Genomic DNA, 15811 nt, shown 5'->3' with positions numbered 1-15811 from the left:
TTATGGACAAACATCTCGGCGAGATTAATTAACTTTGCAACCTTTACGTACGTTGAGGACGAAGAAACCATGATTAACATTCACGAAAAAACATTACAGGATTTAGAATTCCCAACCGTTTTACAACAGGTAAGCGAGCATTGCATCACGCCACTTGGAAATGAAAGAGCGCTCGAAATTGAACCCTACAAAACCAAGGAACAACTTCTTTTTTCGCTGAATTTAACCAACGATTACGTATCGTCTTTCTATAACGACAACCGTATTCCAAACCACAGTTTTGATACCATTTCAAAAGAAATCAAGCTTTTAAAGATTGAAAACACTTTTTTGGAGGTGCATGGTTTAAAAAAAATTACAGCCATGTCGGCCACTGTTAATGAGTTGGTCATTTTTCTAAAAAAGTTTGAAGAATACTATCCACATTTAAACGACTTCGCCTCACATATTGAAGTCACCAAGGTTATTATTGAGAAAATCAATGCTATTATTGACCGTTTTGGTGATATAAAAGACAATGCCTCCGAACTGCTTTACGAACTACGTCAATCCATTAACAAAGTAAAAGGCAAAATAAATGCCAGTTTCGCTACGGCACTCAATATGTATCACGGGCTGGAATATTTGGACGATATTCGGGAAACGGTGGTGGACAACAAGCGTGTTTTGGCGGTAAAAGCCATGTACCGCCGAAAGGTAAAAGGCTCGATAATGGGCGGCAGCAAAACGGGCAGCATAGTTTACATTGAACCCGAAGCCACTATACAGCACACCCGCGAACTCAACAATTTAGAATACGAAGAAAGCGAGGAAATTGTTAGAATTTTAAAGGAAGTTACCAACTTTATCCGTCCGTTTACACCGCTTTTAAAAGACTATCAGGAGTTTTTAATCAACATCGATGTGATTTCCGCAAAAGCGAAATACGCCCAATCGATGGACGCCATTCTTCCTGAAATTTCGGAAGACCGAAGCATGTATCTGCGTGATGCCTATCACCCTCTGCTATATTTAAACAACTTAAAAAAGCACGAAAAAACCTTTCCGCAAACGGTTACCCTAGAAAACGACAGCCGGATTATCGTTATTTCGGGGCCAAATGCCGGCGGAAAAAGTATCACTTTAAAAACAGTTGGGCTGCTTCAGGTGATGCTGCAAAGCGGCATGCTTATTCCTGTACACGAGCGTAGCAAGGTGTGTTTGTTCGACAGGGTGTTGAGTGATATTGGCGACAACCAATCCATCGAAAACCATTTGAGCACTTACAGTTATCGCTTAAAACAGATGAATTATTTTCTAAAAAAGTGCAATAAAAACACGCTGTTTTTAATCGATGAATTCGGTACCGGTAGTGACCCCGAGCTGGGCGGAGCTTTGGCTGAAACTTTTTTAGAGGAATTTTACCATCGTGAAGCCTTCGGTATTATTACCACCCATTACTCCAACTTAAAAATATTGGCCAATGAAATGCCGCACATGCTCAACGCCAATATGTTGTTCGATGAGCGCACCTTGGAGCCTTTGTTCAAATTGGTTATCGGTCAGGCCGGAAGTAGCTTCACCTTTGAAGTAGCACAGAAAAACGGTATTCCGTACAGCTTAATCAACAGGGCTAAAAAGAAAATTGAGCGCAGCAAAGTGCGTTTTGACGCCACTATTGCTAAGCTTCAAAAAGAACGTTCCAAACTTGAAAAAACAGGCCAGTCACTAAAAGCCAACGAAAAGAAAAAAATTGAGGAAGCCGATAAACTTGAGGAAATCAACAGCAGAATTCAAAAGAAACTGGAAAGCTACCAAGAATTGTACGATAGCAACCAGCGCCTCATTTATTTGGGCCAAAAAGTAAACGACCTAGCTGAAAGGTATTTCGAAAACAAGCAAAAAAAGTCATTAATGTCCGAGCTTTTCAAATTGGTACAAATTGAAAATTCCAAACGTAAACGGGTTTCAGCCAAGCAAAAACGCGTTGAAAAAGCCAAAGAAAAGCAAGTCCAGCAAGAAGTAAAAAAGAAGGTTGAAGTTATCCGCAAAAAGAAAAAAGCCGAAAAATCGGCCACTGAGCACAACAAAAGCGAAAAGCCCAGACACATTTTAAAAGTGGGAGACCGGGTGCGGATGGAAGACGGGCGTGCCATTGGCAGCATCGATAAAATTGAAAAAAACAAAGCCGTGGTCAATTACGGCATGTTCACCACAAACGTGAGTTTAGACCAATTGGAGCTGGTGGAAGCCGTAAAAAAATAACAGCCAGCACCAAGTTGATGAACCACAACTTAAGATGCCGACTGCAAAAATACTTTGAGAACCTAAAGAATCGTTATTTTTCCCTTACCGAAACTTGAGTACACACAATGACTGTTTTAGAGCAATACACCTCGTATGTCCTTTCTTTGCTGACATAACCCAAGCTATACTCTCCCAAAGATTTCCAAACAAAGTCCCAAAACTCAAACTGCACTTTTACACCATGCGAACCGTTTGGTGGCGTTATTCCTATTTTGGTATCATTTTTACTCAACTTTTTCCAACTAGTGTATTTTAAATTTTGCGTTCCTTTTTCTTTATAGGCCAATCGGAACCGGGCATCTGTACCATAATTATTATCCAAATACACATTTTTGTGCACATAATCTTTTGTGCTGCAATCTTCAATGGTATAATCTGTGGTGTACCCCATTTTAGCAAACGAATTATCCTTTAAATACCTTACCGTATAAGCAATGGGCACCCCCGGATTGTTTCGGCTATACACCGCATTATCACCCGTAATGATATTTTTTAATGAAGCAAAACCCGTGGCGTTAACGGCTTCCGAAGCCACTTCGGCATTACCGCCAATGGTCACGACCGTGATACTCGATGTTTTTAAAACTTCATCATACTTTGAGTTTACAGTGCCTGAACCGCTTGCCGCTCCCGTAGCATATTCCAAAACCAAATCCAAATCAATAGATTTATCCATATTGGTGGACTCCATTCTAAACATAATAATGCGTCCGTACGACACCGAGTTGATGTACGCAGGTGGCGTATCGTTATTAATGGCCGACTCTACTTGGTTTAAAGTCACATTGGGTCCAAAAACGCTAGCGGCCGAAGACGGCGTATCCATCGTTACGGTATAAAATACCTGTTTGTAAACCATGGCAGCAACTCGTTTTGTAGTGCTGCTCTCGTACTCTAACTGTGATGCTACCGAACCATTGGCCCATTCAATATTCAACCCCACATCCAAACTCAATTGCTTTGAAGAATACGATGTATTGGATTGATATGTAGAATTTGAAGCATTTACGTAACCCTCTTGGTAGGCATTGGCATTCCACCACTCCAAAGCATCATCAATACTCGCTTGCACGCTGGAGTTTTTTGGGTCTTCTACCTCAATATTTCCTTGCTCTCCCATGCCGGGCAAATCAATACGCAGCTTAACGGGTGCACGCCCCAAAGTTATGGGGTCTGGCATACCATCAAGCATACCTTGATTGCCCACCACCAGAGCACCCGGCCAAATAATGCCGTTTGTTGGCCGAAGTATCGCTACATCATCAAAATTCGATTCTAAATTGTATTCTTTAGTTTCGCACGATTGGTAACGTCCCAAACTCGGTGAGGTTGTTGTCATATTATCCCGTGTTAATGTACGTTCGGAAGGCGCCCCGCCAGTATCCTTTACATTTAATAGAGCATTGGCGTTGTAACTTAAATTTGCAATTAAATCTACAATTTCTGTGGCCTCAGGGTTTGTTACCGGTCCCGGATCAGATACTTCATCTTTACTGCATCCGTAATATGTTGTTAAAATGATTAGAGCAATCACTTTAAAAACAATTTTGTTTGTTAATAGCTGTGTTTTCATAATTTGTGTTTTTTGTGATTCAACATGATAAAATTAATGGCAACCCCAGCCGAAAACTAATTTTTGGCATGGACAAACTATGGACAACACCTTAAGAACCAACATATTTTAATCATGGACTTCAGCATCTACGCAAATTAACACTAATATATCAAGGCATTGATTTTCAGAACTTTGACAACAAGAGTTATTTATTAACTTCAAAAAACAGCATGGACAACTTACAGACAATTAACATTTTGAGCATTCCATAAAGGTTTCACGGCAAAGCATTTATAGTTAATTTAGTGAAGATTAAAACCGTGATATATGAAAGCCAAGTACCTTCTCAATATTTTGATTTTGATGTGTTTTCAATTTTCAATTTCGCAGAATGAACAGAAAGTTGATAGTTTAGAAAATGTCTTTAAAAAATTAGATGACAGCATTTCTAAGGTAAAAATACTTGAAGAACTATACTATGCCGAAATCTACACAACTCCCAAAAAAGGCTTGGAATATGCCCAGAAGGCCTTAACGATCTCAATGGAAAAAGAATATTGGTCGGGCGTTGGGGTTGCCTACTACCATATTGGCGTTTACCACAAACTCACTTTTAATATCGATTCAGCCTATCATTATTATAACAAATCTTTAGAAGTTTGGAACAAACATCCAGATTTAGAACGAAAAGCCTCTACACTATCGTCTATTGCAGGATTAGAACAGGAAAAAGGTAATTTCTTAAAAGCCATACAAATAACCAAAGAAACAAATAAAATCAATAGAGAGAATGGATTTTGGCTAAACTATGGAAATGGGCTCTCGAGTCTTGGAGATTTATACCGCATAATTGGAAATTACAAATTAGCATACGAAAAATCAATTGAAGGCTTACGGGTGCTTGATACTATTGAAGAAGAGCCATGGCGCGATGCTGATGTACAACGTCAAATAGGAAATATAGAAACCAATCGTGGTAATTATAATGAAGCTTTAAAGTTTCTAGAAAAAGCTCTCGAAACATATAATATCACAAACGACAAGATTTACCAGGGCCATACTATTGTCGATATAGGCAATGTGCATCACGAGCTAAAAAATCATGAAAAGGCCTTAGAACTCTATCAAAAATCTTATGATATTGGCTTAGAAATCGGCGTTATAGATATGCAAGCCAACGCGCTCTCCAACATGGGCATGAACCATACTAAACTTGGAAATTACAACCAAGCTATAACCTATTTAAAAAAAGCAATTGCCCTGAACAAAACCAACAATTCAATGTCTAACTTAGTATCATCATTAGGCGAAATGGGTAATGCTTACAGTGCAAAAGGCGACTTCAACAAAGCCATGACCTACTTTAATCAAGCTATAAAACTAGCTGATTCTACAGGGTTGATAAGTTTAAAATCCATGGCATTAGCCTACAGATCTGAAACCTTCGAAAAACAAAGAAACTATAAAAACGCACTGTTAGATACCAAAAACTACAACGAAATTAATGACAGCATTTTTACAAAACAAAAATCCTTACAAATAGAAGAACTAAAAACCATTTACGAAACCGAAAAAAAAGAAGCCGAAATTGCTTTGCAGAAAGAGGAAATCAAGACCCTGAACCAAAATATCGAAATCGAAAATTTAAGAAAAGGGCTTTATGCCGGCGGCATGTTCACCTTTGTGGCCGTATCGGCACTCTTGTTTTTCGGCTTTAAACAACGTATTAAAAAGAACCAGATTGAACGTGAAAAACAGGAAGAAATCTACAAACAGGAAATAGCCTTCAAAAAGAAGGAACTGGCCTCACAAACACTTCATTTGGTGCAAAAGAACACCTTTATCCAAGAACTGAAGGACAATCTCGAAAAAATAAAACAATCGCCCGAACTGTTCAAAATTGAATTTAGGCGACTGGTAATGCTTCTGAAAAAGGAAAGTGCCGAGGACAAAGACTGGGAAGTTTTTAAATCGTACTTTACCGAAGTGCACAATAATTTCGATATGAAACTAAAGGAAGTTTATCCCGAAATTTCTGAAAAGGAAATCAGGCTGGCCTCCTTTTTACGGATGAACCTGTCCACAAAGGAAATCGCATCAATGCTCAACGTACTACCTGACAGTGTGTTAAAAAGTAAATACCGCCTGAAGAAAAAACTTAAACTCGATAAGGAAACCGACTTAACGGGCTTTTTAAATAGTTTGTAATACTGTATCTTTGTGCAGTCATTGCTAGACCTTTAAGGTCTAGCAATCTGTTTAATTTTAGTTATAATTCAAAAGATTACTTCGGTCATTCCTACCTCGTAATAACATATTACTATGATAAACATCCCAAAAAACAAGAACTTAATCCTTTTTGATGGTGTTTGCAACCTGTGCAACAGTAGCGTGCAATATGTTATAAAACACGATAAAAACAATTTATTTTTGTTTACAGCATTACAAAGCGATACCGGTAAAGAAATTATTAAAAAATTCAACATCGATACCTCAAAAACCGATTCTGTTTTACTTTACAGTCCCGAAAAAGGTATTGACTACAAAAGCACTGCAGCATTAAAAATTGCCTTGAAATTAGGCTTCCCCAGAAATTTAATGGGTGTATTTTTCATTGTACCTACCTTTATTAGAAATTGGGTTTACGATTTTATTGCCAAAAACCGATACAAATGGTATGGCAAACAAGAAGCCTGCATGATCCCGACCCCAGAATTGAAAAGCAAGTTTTTAGACTAAATCCTAACTTCTCTAAACCAAACACCCCATTAACCTTCATTTTAGGCGTGTTTGCTCATTGCTTATTTTCATTCGTTCAGGGTTTAAATAGTTTTACAGTAAACTTAATAACTCAGCGTCATGAAATATTTTATTCTTCTTTTTCTACTAAGCCACACCATTTCCTTTTCTAGCAACACCAAGCCTATTCCCTCAACGGTAAAAGACGTTACTGTATTTGTAAATGGTGCCGAAATTACCAGAACCGCCAATATTACTCTACCTATTGGCACTACCCAATTCACATTTGGAAAGCTTTCACCTTATATTCAAGAAAACAGCATTCAGGTTTCAGGTTTAAAAAATGCTTCCATTATTTCCATAAATTACGGTATAAACTACATTACCAAACAGGACAAAGCTGAAGATATTGAAGCGTTTCAAGATAAAATCAAAACGCTCAACGACCTCATTCAGCTTGAAAACGATTTAATTTCCGGCTATGAAGAAGAGCTGAACATCATCACTGAAAACCGACAATTGGGAAACAACAATCAAGTAGTCAACCTCGAAAAACTAAAGGAGTTTACGGCTTATTACAGAAAACGGGTTACCGAAATAAAAAACGCCATACATAAATCGGTTAAAAAGAAACGCGAATTGGATGTTGAAATTAACGAAATTAAAAACCAATTGAGAGAACTGAATGTTGACGACAAAGTGCAAACCGGCGAGATAAAGCTCAAACTTAACACCGCAAACGCCGTTCAACTAAACTTGACCATTAAGTACAATGTTACCAATGCCGGTTGGTTTCCGGTGTACGACCTAAAAGCCCAAGATATAAACAAGCCCTTAAAATTGGCGTACAAAGCCCATGTGTATCAAAATACGGGCACCAATTGGGAGGGCATTAAGCTTACGCTATCCACTAACGACCCACACACCAACAACTTAAAACCCGAATTAAACCCTAAATATTTAAATTTTACGAGCGGTTATTACCAAAGCGAGAACACTGTAAAAAAATACAATTACCAATACAATCCGTTTATACAAACTGTAAGTGGCATTGTTACCGATGCTTCGGGCGTCCCTCTTCCTGGTGCAAATGTTCTTGTTAAAGGCACTAGCAGAGGAACTACCACAGATTTTGATGGCGCCTATTCCATACAAACCAATGGCGGTAAGGCATTGGTATTTTCGTATGTGGGTTTTAAAAGCGAAAGTTTACCCATACACTCCAGCATTATTAATTTGAATTTGGAGGAAGATGTTTCTGCTCTTGATGAAGTGGTTGTGGTTGGTTATGCTACACAGAAAAAAAGTGATGTAACTGGAAGTGTTTCTTCAATTAGAATTAATGAAAATTACAATAATTATAAAAAGGAAAAAGAAACCAAAACCGCAACTGGCGATCTTATTCTTGAAGGCATAAGCAACACCAATTTTGAAATACAAAAACAGCAAACCATTCCTTCTGACGGCGATGTTTCAGTAATTGAAATCGATCATTTTGAAGTGCCCGCCACTTATTCTTATTTTGCCGCACCTATTGTAAATGAAAACGTATTCTTAACAGCTAAAATTGGCGAATGGCAACAATACAACCTTCTGCCCGGCGAAGCTAACATTTATTTTGAAGGCAGCTATTCCGGAAAAACAAGCATAAACCCTTATGCCACAACCGATAGTTTAACCGTTTCACTTGGTATAGACCCAAACATCAACATAAAACGCAAGGCTACCAATAATTTCAAAAAAGTGAATACAATAGGAAGCAATAAAATAGTGAATAAAGCTTATGAAATTGAACTTAAGAACAACAAAAAATCGTCGATAGATTTAACCATTATGGATAGAATTCCGATAAGCCAAAACAAGGACATAAAAGTTGATGATATAGAGTATGACGATTGCGATTACGATTCCAAAAAAGGATTGCTTAAATGGAAGGTAAAAATAATACCCAGTGAAACAAAGATATATAAGTTCGCGTACAGCTTGAAATATCCAAAATATAAATCGATAAATTTGTAAGCAGTTTTTTTAACGAGGCCTAATTTTGAACCTATTGGGCCTCATTCTTTTACCAAACTGCCCCACTCCGTCCAAGAACCATCGTAAACCGATATGTTATTATAACCAGCAATTTCGGCACCCAGCGCTAAAACACAGGCTGTAATGCCCGATCCGCAAGAAAAAACAATGGTAGTTTCTTTTTCTTTGGCTAGAGGTGAAAAGACTTTTTCCAAGGTTTCTTTCGGTTTTAATAATCCGTTTTCAAGCAAATCGGTATAGGGCAAATTTACCGAATTAGGAATCGTACCCATAAGTAAACCTTCTCGGGGTTCGGGTTCTACACAATTAAAACGTCCCGAAGAACGTGCATCGATTATGGTGTGCGTTTTATTTTTCGAAGCCACTTTCATGTCTTCAAAAAACAGCATCGTTTCTGGACGTAATTGAGCAATGAAATCACCGTTTTTACCATTGTAGGGCTTCATATTTTCAATAGCTCCATTCGCATCCTTCCAAGCCGGAAACCCACCATTAAGGACGGCTACATTATCAAAACCAAAGGATTTGAACAGCCACCAAACCCGAGCACTCGAATAAATTCCTTTGTCGTCATAAACCACAATCGCGCTATTATTGTTAATTCCTAAATTTCTGGCTTCAGTTTGAAATTGTTTTGCGGAAGGAAACGTACTGGGGAACGGGTCGTCCAGATTGCTAAACTTCTGTTTGATGTCAAAAAAACGGGCATTCAAAATCTGGTTTTGGGAAGCATCAAAGGTTTTATTGATGGTGCCATCCAACACGATTAAAATTTCGGCCTCCAAATTTTCTTTCAGCCATTCAACGGAAACTATGGGCGATTTTAGTTTCATAATTCAAAAGTTAATAGTTTAAAAGACCCTTCGACTTGCTTTCTAAGGTGATTTGAAAGAAAATATTGTTTCTTTTCAATCAATGCTCAGGGTACACGATTCACAAAGTTTTCTATAAAAACTTGTTCTCTGTTTATTTCTTACTTCACTTCCTCGTAATTATCGTCCCACTCCTTGGGTTTGGGATCGTGCAATTTATCCAACGATTTGGCCACCATCATCGATACAGTGGCATCGCCGGTTACATTTACTACGGTACGGCACATATCCAAAGGCCTATCAACGGCAAAAATAAGTGCCAAGCCTATCGGCAACAATTCCGCCGGAAACCCAATCGATTCCAACACGATAACGAGCATCACCATACCCGCACTCGGTACCGCCGCACTACCAATAGAGGCCAGCAACGCCGTTAGAACAATAACCATTTGGTTCGTAAAAGTTAAACCTTCTGGCCAAATAACCTGCATAATAAAAACAGCAGCTATGCCCTGGTACAAACTAGTGCCGTCCATATTTACTGTAGCGCCTACGGGCAACACAAAACCAGACACTTCTTTATCGACACCAATATGTTCCTCAACGCGCTCCATGGTAACGGGCAATGTGGCCGCACTACTACTGGTTGAAAACGCCAATAATTGCGCAGGACTTAACTGCTGTAAAAACCATAATGGCGATTTTTTCGTGTAAACACTCACCATAACCAAGTAAAAGCAAATCATTAAAATGAGTCCGCCCACAACGCAAAGTGCATAATAAAGTAGTTTGACTAAAATTTCGGTATCATCAAATGCAATAATAACGTTGGCTAGCAGAGCGAAAACGGCATAGGGAGCAAAAAGCATGATTAAATCGACCATTTTCATAACCACTTCATTGAGCGAATCGAAAAAATCGATTAAAGGTTTGGCCTTTTTTTCTCCAATCAATAACAAACAAATCCCCACAAACAAAGCGAAAAATATCACCTGAAGCATAGAAGCCTCAGCAAACGATTGAAAAATGTTACTCGGAAAAATATCAACCAATGCCTGCAGTGGCCCAGCATCTTTTTGCGCGGTTGCTTTGGCCAACTTATCAGTAACGCCGGCATCGTTTTCGTATTTCAGTTTTATCTTTTCAATGGTATCCTGCGGCATGCCCACGCCCGGCTTAACCGTATTTACAATACCCAAACCAATAACAATCGCCACCACGGTGGTACATATATAAATAGATATGGTGCGCAGCCCCATCGATTTTATTTTTGAAATATCCTTTAAATCTGAAATCCCTTTAATTAACGATGCCAAAATCAACGGTACGGCAATGAGTTTTAAAAGATTAATAAAAATGGTACCGAAGGGTGAGATCCAATCAGTTACAAAACCCTTTCCGCCATCAACGGTATTCATGATAAAACCAAAAATGATCCCGAGAACCATTCCTGTAATAATTTTCCAGTGTAATGCTAGTTTTTTCATAGACATATTGAACTTCAAAAAGAATGAAGTTTTTAATTTCACATTTTATGATTGTGAAGATAAGTTTTTCTAATTGGTAAAAAAAATCATCCCGAATTCCATAAAACAGAACTTCGGGATGACATTAATTTTCAAAAAAACAATAACAGATTTTATAGATATTGTTTTAAACAAGTCTTGTAGATATTATTCTAAATATTGGCTATTTCTCCAAGCTCTGCAATAAATTTATCTGCCAAAGCATCGGCCTCGTCTTGCGATTTCGCTTCAGTATAAATTCTGACAATGGGTTCGGTGTTACTTTTTCGTAGATGCACCCAACTTTCGGCTAAATCGATTTTTACGCCGTCAATTGTGGTGAGTTTTTCGTTTTGGTAGCGTTCTTCAATGGTTTTTAAAATACCGTCAACATCCAAACCGGGAGTCAGCTCAATCTTCTTTTTACCCATAAAATAGCTTGGGTAAGTTTTTCTTAGCTCGCTAACACTCATATTTTTTTCGGCCAATAGGCTTAAAAACAAAGCCACGCCTACCAAGGCATCTCGCCCATAGTGGGACGCTGGATATATGATACCGCCATTGCCTTCTCCACCAATAACCACATTGTTCTTCTTCATCAACTTAACTACGTTAACCTCCCCAACGGCACTAGCTTCGTAAGTGCCACCGTGCTTTTCTGTAACGTCTCGCAGGGCACGCGTGGAGCTCATATTGCTCACCGTATTGCCCGGTGTACGGCTTAAAACATAATCGGCACAGGCCACTAAGGTATATTCTTCGCCAAACATTTCACCATTTTCATCCATAAAAGCCAAACGGTCTACATCTGGATCCACAACAATTCCGAAATCAGCTTTATGTTTTTTCACGGCTTCCGATAAATCCGTTAGATGTTCCTTTAAAGGCTCTGGATTATGTGGAAAGTGGCCATTGGGCTCGCAGTGGATTTTAACCACTTCCACACCTAAACGCTCCAATAATAACGGAACAGCGATGCCTCCTGTAGAATTTACACCATCAACCACCACTCTGAAATTGGCTTCTTCAATAGCCTTTACGCTTACCAAATCCAAATCGAGCACTTCAATAATATGCAAATCGATGTAAGCTTTATTTTTGGTAACCTTTCCTAAACTATCCACATCGGCAAAATCTATAGCGCCACTTTCAGCTATTTCAAGGATTTTCCCTCCTTCAACCGCATCCAAAAACTCGCCTTTTTCATTTAAAAGTTTCAGGGCGTTCCATTGTTTTGGGTTGTGACTGGCCGTTAGAATAATTCCGCCATCGGCATGCTCCATAGGTACGGCCACTTCAACGGTTGGCGTTGTAGATAGCCCCACATCAACCACATCAATGCCCATTCCCACCAAAGTGTTCATCACCAGGTTTTGAATCATTTTTCCTGAAATACGGGCATCGCGGCCTACCACCACTTTATGGTTGTCCTTTTCACGTTGTTGTTTCAGCCAAACTCCATAAGCCGAGGCAAATTTTACCGCATCGATGGGCGTTAAATTTTCTCCGGCCTGTCCGCCAATAGTACCTCGAATTCCCGAAATAGATTTTATAAGAGTCATAAAGTCAGTTTTAGTTTATAAAATTTCCAGACAAATATAGCATTTCAAAACGGGTTTTCTTAAAATGGAATTCGTAAATTTCAACCATGAACTACCTTGCCCATATTTACCTTTCTGGTGACAATGATTTAGTGACTATTGGAAATTTTATCGCAGATGGCATAAAAGGAAAAAAATACAAAAAATACCCCAAAAACATTCAAGTGGGCATTTTGCTGCACCGTTTTATAGACACTTACACCGATGCCCATGAAACAGTAAGGCAAAGCACCAAGCGATTGCACAGTAAATACGGACATTATTCTGGGATTATTGTAGACATTCTGTACGACCATTTTTTGGCCAAAAATTGGCATAAATATTCGGCCGTTCCTTTGGCTGAATATGTTGAGGCGTTTTACGAATCTTTGGAAACCTATTATGAAATCCTTCCGCTTCGGATTCAAAAAATGATGCCGTACATGCTGGCCGATAACTGGTTGCTGAATTATAAATCGATTGAAGGCATAGCAAAAGTTTTAGATGGCATGAACCAACGCACCAAACACCGTTCGGGCATGAATGAGGCTGTTGTAGAACTGGAAGAGTTTTATACTGAATTTGAATGCGAATTCTCCACGTTTTTTGATGAACTCATTGCGTTTTCAAAAGAAAAACTACACGATTTAAATGAGATTTTATGACCCGATATTGCTTTCTGATTCTATCTATTTTATGTTGTTTCATTTCCTGCAAGAAGAAACCTGAAACCCAGCCCAAAAAAGGAGTCATTGCAAAACATGCCATGGTAGTATCGGCGCGGGCCGAGGCTTCCAAAATTGGGGTTGATATATTGCAACAGGGCGGCAATGCGTTTGATGCCATGATAGCCACCGAGCTGGCCTTGGCCGTGGCCTACCCCTATGCCGGCAATCTGGGCGGCGGCGGTTTTATGGTATACAGAAAATCCAACGGCGAAACGGGCGTTTTGGATTACCGCGAAAAAGCCCCTTTGGCCGCCACAAAAAATATGTATTTGGATGAAAACGGAAACGTCATTCACGATAAAAGCACACTTGGCGCCATGGCTGTGGGGGTTCCCGGAACGGTGGCCGGCGTGTTTGCCGTTCATGAAAAATTCGGGTCGCTTCCCATGGAAACCATTTTAAAACCAGTAATCGACCTCGCTTACAAAGGTGTTATTGTTACTGAAAAACAGTCCAAAAGAATAAAAGAATACCAACCACTATTCCCAAAAGTGAACCCAGATTCCATTCCATTTGATAAAAATTGGAAAGTTAACGACTCCATTAAATATCCCGTTTTAGCTCAAACTTTGGAACGGATTTTAAAAAACGGTCGTGATGAATTCTATAAAGGCGAAACGGCCAAAACTTTAGTTCATTTTATTCGGGCAAACGGAGGCATCATCACCTTAGAAGACCTAGAAAAATATGAAGCCAAATGGCGGAACTGCATTCGTTTTACTTATGACGATTTAACCATTTATTCGGTACCCCCGCCCTCCAGTGGCGGTATTTGTTTGGGACAGATTATGAAAATGGTGGAACCTTTTCCCTTGGATGAATACGATCACAATTCACTAAAATACATTCAAGTGATTACCGAAGCCGAAAGACGGGCATTTGCCGACCGCAGCTTTTATTTGGGCGACCCCGATTTTGTTGAGATTCCTGAAAAAGCTTTGATTGACGAATCCTATTTAAGCCAACGTATGGCCGATTTTTCATTTGAAAAAGCTACCGATTCCAAAGCGATTTCACACGGCAACATCGAAATTATTGAAAGTGATGAAACCACCCACTACTCCATCGTTGACACCTTTGGGAATGCCATAGCCGCAACAACGACACTGAACGGGGCCTATGGTTCAAAACTCTATTGCCCCGAACTTGGTTTTTTCCTCAATAACGAAATGGACGATTTTAGTAGTAAACCCGGCCATCCCAATATGTTTGGGTTAATTGGTGCCGAAGCTAACAGCATCGCTCCCGAAAAGCGCATGCTCAGTGCCATGACACCCACCATTGTTGAAAAAAACGGAAAGTTTTACATGTCGGTAGGCACACCTGGAGGCTCCACCATCATCACTTCGGTGTTGCAGACCATTTTAAATGTCCACGAATTTGACATGGGCATGCAAGAGGCCGTTAATGCGCCTCGGTTCCATCACCAATGGCTGCCCGATTATATTCGGATGGAGCCCTATTCGTTCAGCAAAAATATCATTGAACAACTCAAAGAAAAAGGGTATTCCATTAAAGAAGAGCATGCCCCAGTAATTGGGCGTGTCGATGGAATACTGGTTTTAGAGGACGACACGTACGAGGGTGGTGCCGATTATCGAGGGGATGATACAGCCATCGGTTTTTAGCGATTTTCTTTTTCTTAACGTATCATATTTAATAATTTAGGCGTTCTTTTACTATAGTATCGAAGAAGAATAATGGGTAAAAAAACAAAAAAAACATTGAAAATTATTGCTGGTGTAGTTATCTTTTTCACACTGCCCAGCTTACTGTTTTTCGGTTATTTATATGTTAAATACGACGAACCCCTCCCTATTGGCATTGAAGGTTCACAAGCTGATGCCTTGGCAAACAAAATGTTGAACGCCTTAAATTATGAAGCCTATAAAAACACCAGTCATTTGGAATGGACGTTTAAAAAAAGACGCCATTACGAATGGAACAAAGAAAAAAATACCTGTGCGGTGTATTGGAAAGAAAACAAAGTGGTCCTTAATTTGAGTGACTATTCCAAAAGCGAAGTGTTTATCCATAATTTCAGAAGTGAAAACGATATGGTGGCCGATTTACGGAACAAAGCCATTGGCTATTTTGAAAATGATTCGTTTTGGTTAGTAGCACCTTACAAAGTATTTGACGAAGGCACCAAACGCACCATTGTAAAAACTGAAAACAACAAAGAAGCGTTGTTAGTTACCTACACTACGGGCGGTTCTACACCTGGCGATTCCTATTTATGGCATTTGGACGATAACGGCATGCCGACCCATTTTCAAATGTGGGTTGATATTTTGCCCATCGACGGCCTTAGCGCCACTTGGAGCGATTGGACCACCACCGAAAGTGGTGCGCAACTTCCAACTTTCCATAAGTTTTTGTTTTTTGGTTTGGAGCTTGATGGTGTTAAGGGGAAAGAATAAAATACCAATTCTACTCTAAAGGTTTTTGTTTTGTTCCTCTAAAATTGATAATTTCTATCAATTATTTTTGTGGTTGAATTCTATAAACGATATAATTATTCTTATCGACGAGCCCTTTATGTACATTTTGAAACTTTGATGTT

11 protein-coding genes are annotated in these 15811 nt (G+C 39.2%); 7 read left to right on the top strand and 4 right to left on the bottom strand.

Annotated features, from left to right (window positions below; translation table 11 throughout):
- Positions 1-69 precede the first annotated feature (69 nt).
- Positions 70-2244: a DNA mismatch repair protein MutS gene (locus tag ABI125_08905; protein ID XCF04847.1), complete on the top strand. Its 2175-nt coding sequence runs from the start codon at positions 70-72 to the stop codon at positions 2242-2244.
- 73 nt (positions 2245-2317) lie between these two features.
- Here ABI125_08905 and ABI125_08900 read toward each other — a convergent pair whose 3' ends face one another.
- Positions 2318-3859: a thiol-activated cytolysin family protein gene (locus ABI125_08900; GenBank protein XCF04846.1), complete on the bottom strand. Its 1542-nt coding sequence runs from the start codon at positions 3857-3859 to the stop codon at positions 2318-2320.
- 309 nt (positions 3860-4168) lie between these two features.
- On the opposite strand from ABI125_08900, the gene ABI125_08895 reads away from it, so the two are divergent.
- The 3 genes from ABI125_08895 (at position 4169) to ABI125_08885 (ending at position 8599) form a co-directional block, all read left to right on the top strand.
- Complete coding sequence (locus ABI125_08895) at positions 4169-6049, top strand: tetratricopeptide repeat protein (GenBank protein XCF04845.1); 1881 nt, start codon at positions 4169-4171, stop codon at positions 6047-6049.
- Positions 6050-6163: 114 nt separating this feature from the next.
- A complete protein-coding gene (locus ABI125_08890) occupies positions 6164-6580 on the top strand; it encodes a DCC1-like thiol-disulfide oxidoreductase family protein (protein ID XCF04844.1) in 417 nt (138 codons plus the stop codon).
- 120 nt (positions 6581-6700) lie between these two features.
- Positions 6701-8599 (top strand): mucoidy inhibitor MuiA family protein, encoded by a 1899-nt coding sequence (locus tag ABI125_08885; GenBank protein ID XCF04843.1) that lies wholly within the window; start codon positions 6701-6703, stop codon positions 8597-8599.
- Positions 8600-8640: 41 nt separating this feature from the next.
- On the opposite strand, the gene ABI125_08880 is transcribed toward ABI125_08885, so the two are convergent.
- The 3 genes from ABI125_08880 to glmM form a co-directional block, all read right to left on the bottom strand.
- Positions 8641-9453 (bottom strand): sulfurtransferase, encoded by an 813-nt coding sequence (locus ABI125_08880; protein XCF04842.1) that lies wholly within the window; start codon positions 9451-9453, stop codon positions 8641-8643.
- A 140-nt stretch (positions 9454-9593) separates the two neighbouring features.
- A complete protein-coding gene (locus ABI125_08875; GenBank protein XCF04841.1) occupies positions 9594-10919 on the bottom strand; it encodes a dicarboxylate/amino acid:cation symporter in 1326 nt (441 codons plus the stop codon).
- Between the two features lie 191 nt (positions 10920-11110).
- Positions 11111-12499 (bottom strand): phosphoglucosamine mutase, encoded by a 1389-nt coding sequence (glmM, locus tag ABI125_08870; protein XCF04840.1) that lies wholly within the window; start codon positions 12497-12499, stop codon positions 11111-11113.
- A gap of 86 nt (positions 12500-12585) precedes the next feature.
- On the opposite strand from glmM, the gene ABI125_08865 reads away from it, so the two are divergent.
- From ABI125_08865 to ABI125_08855, 3 genes are all read left to right on the top strand, one after another.
- The gene (locus ABI125_08865; protein ID XCF04839.1) at positions 12586-13182 is read left to right on the top strand and encodes an acyl carrier protein phosphodiesterase; all 597 of its coding nucleotides are present in this window, start codon (positions 12586-12588) and stop codon (positions 13180-13182) included.
- Positions 13179-14873 (top strand): gamma-glutamyltransferase, encoded by a 1695-nt coding sequence (ggt, locus tag ABI125_08860; protein ID XCF04838.1) that lies wholly within the window; start codon positions 13179-13181, stop codon positions 14871-14873. Before ABI125_08865 ends, ggt begins: the two co-directional genes overlap by 4 nt.
- Before the next feature lie 96 nt (positions 14874-14969).
- Entirely contained in the window at positions 14970-15668 is a 699-nt protein-coding gene (locus tag ABI125_08855; GenBank protein ID XCF04837.1) for a hypothetical protein, read from the top strand.
- Positions 15669-15811 lie beyond the last annotated feature (143 nt).

The sequence above is a fragment of the Tamlana crocina genome, assembly GCA_040429635.1.
GTDB classification, from domain to species: domain Bacteria; phylum Bacteroidota; class Bacteroidia; order Flavobacteriales; family Flavobacteriaceae; genus Flavisericum; species Flavisericum crocinum.
Note: the sequence above shows the minus strand (reverse complement) of the source record. Positions and strands in the feature narration are given on the sequence as shown.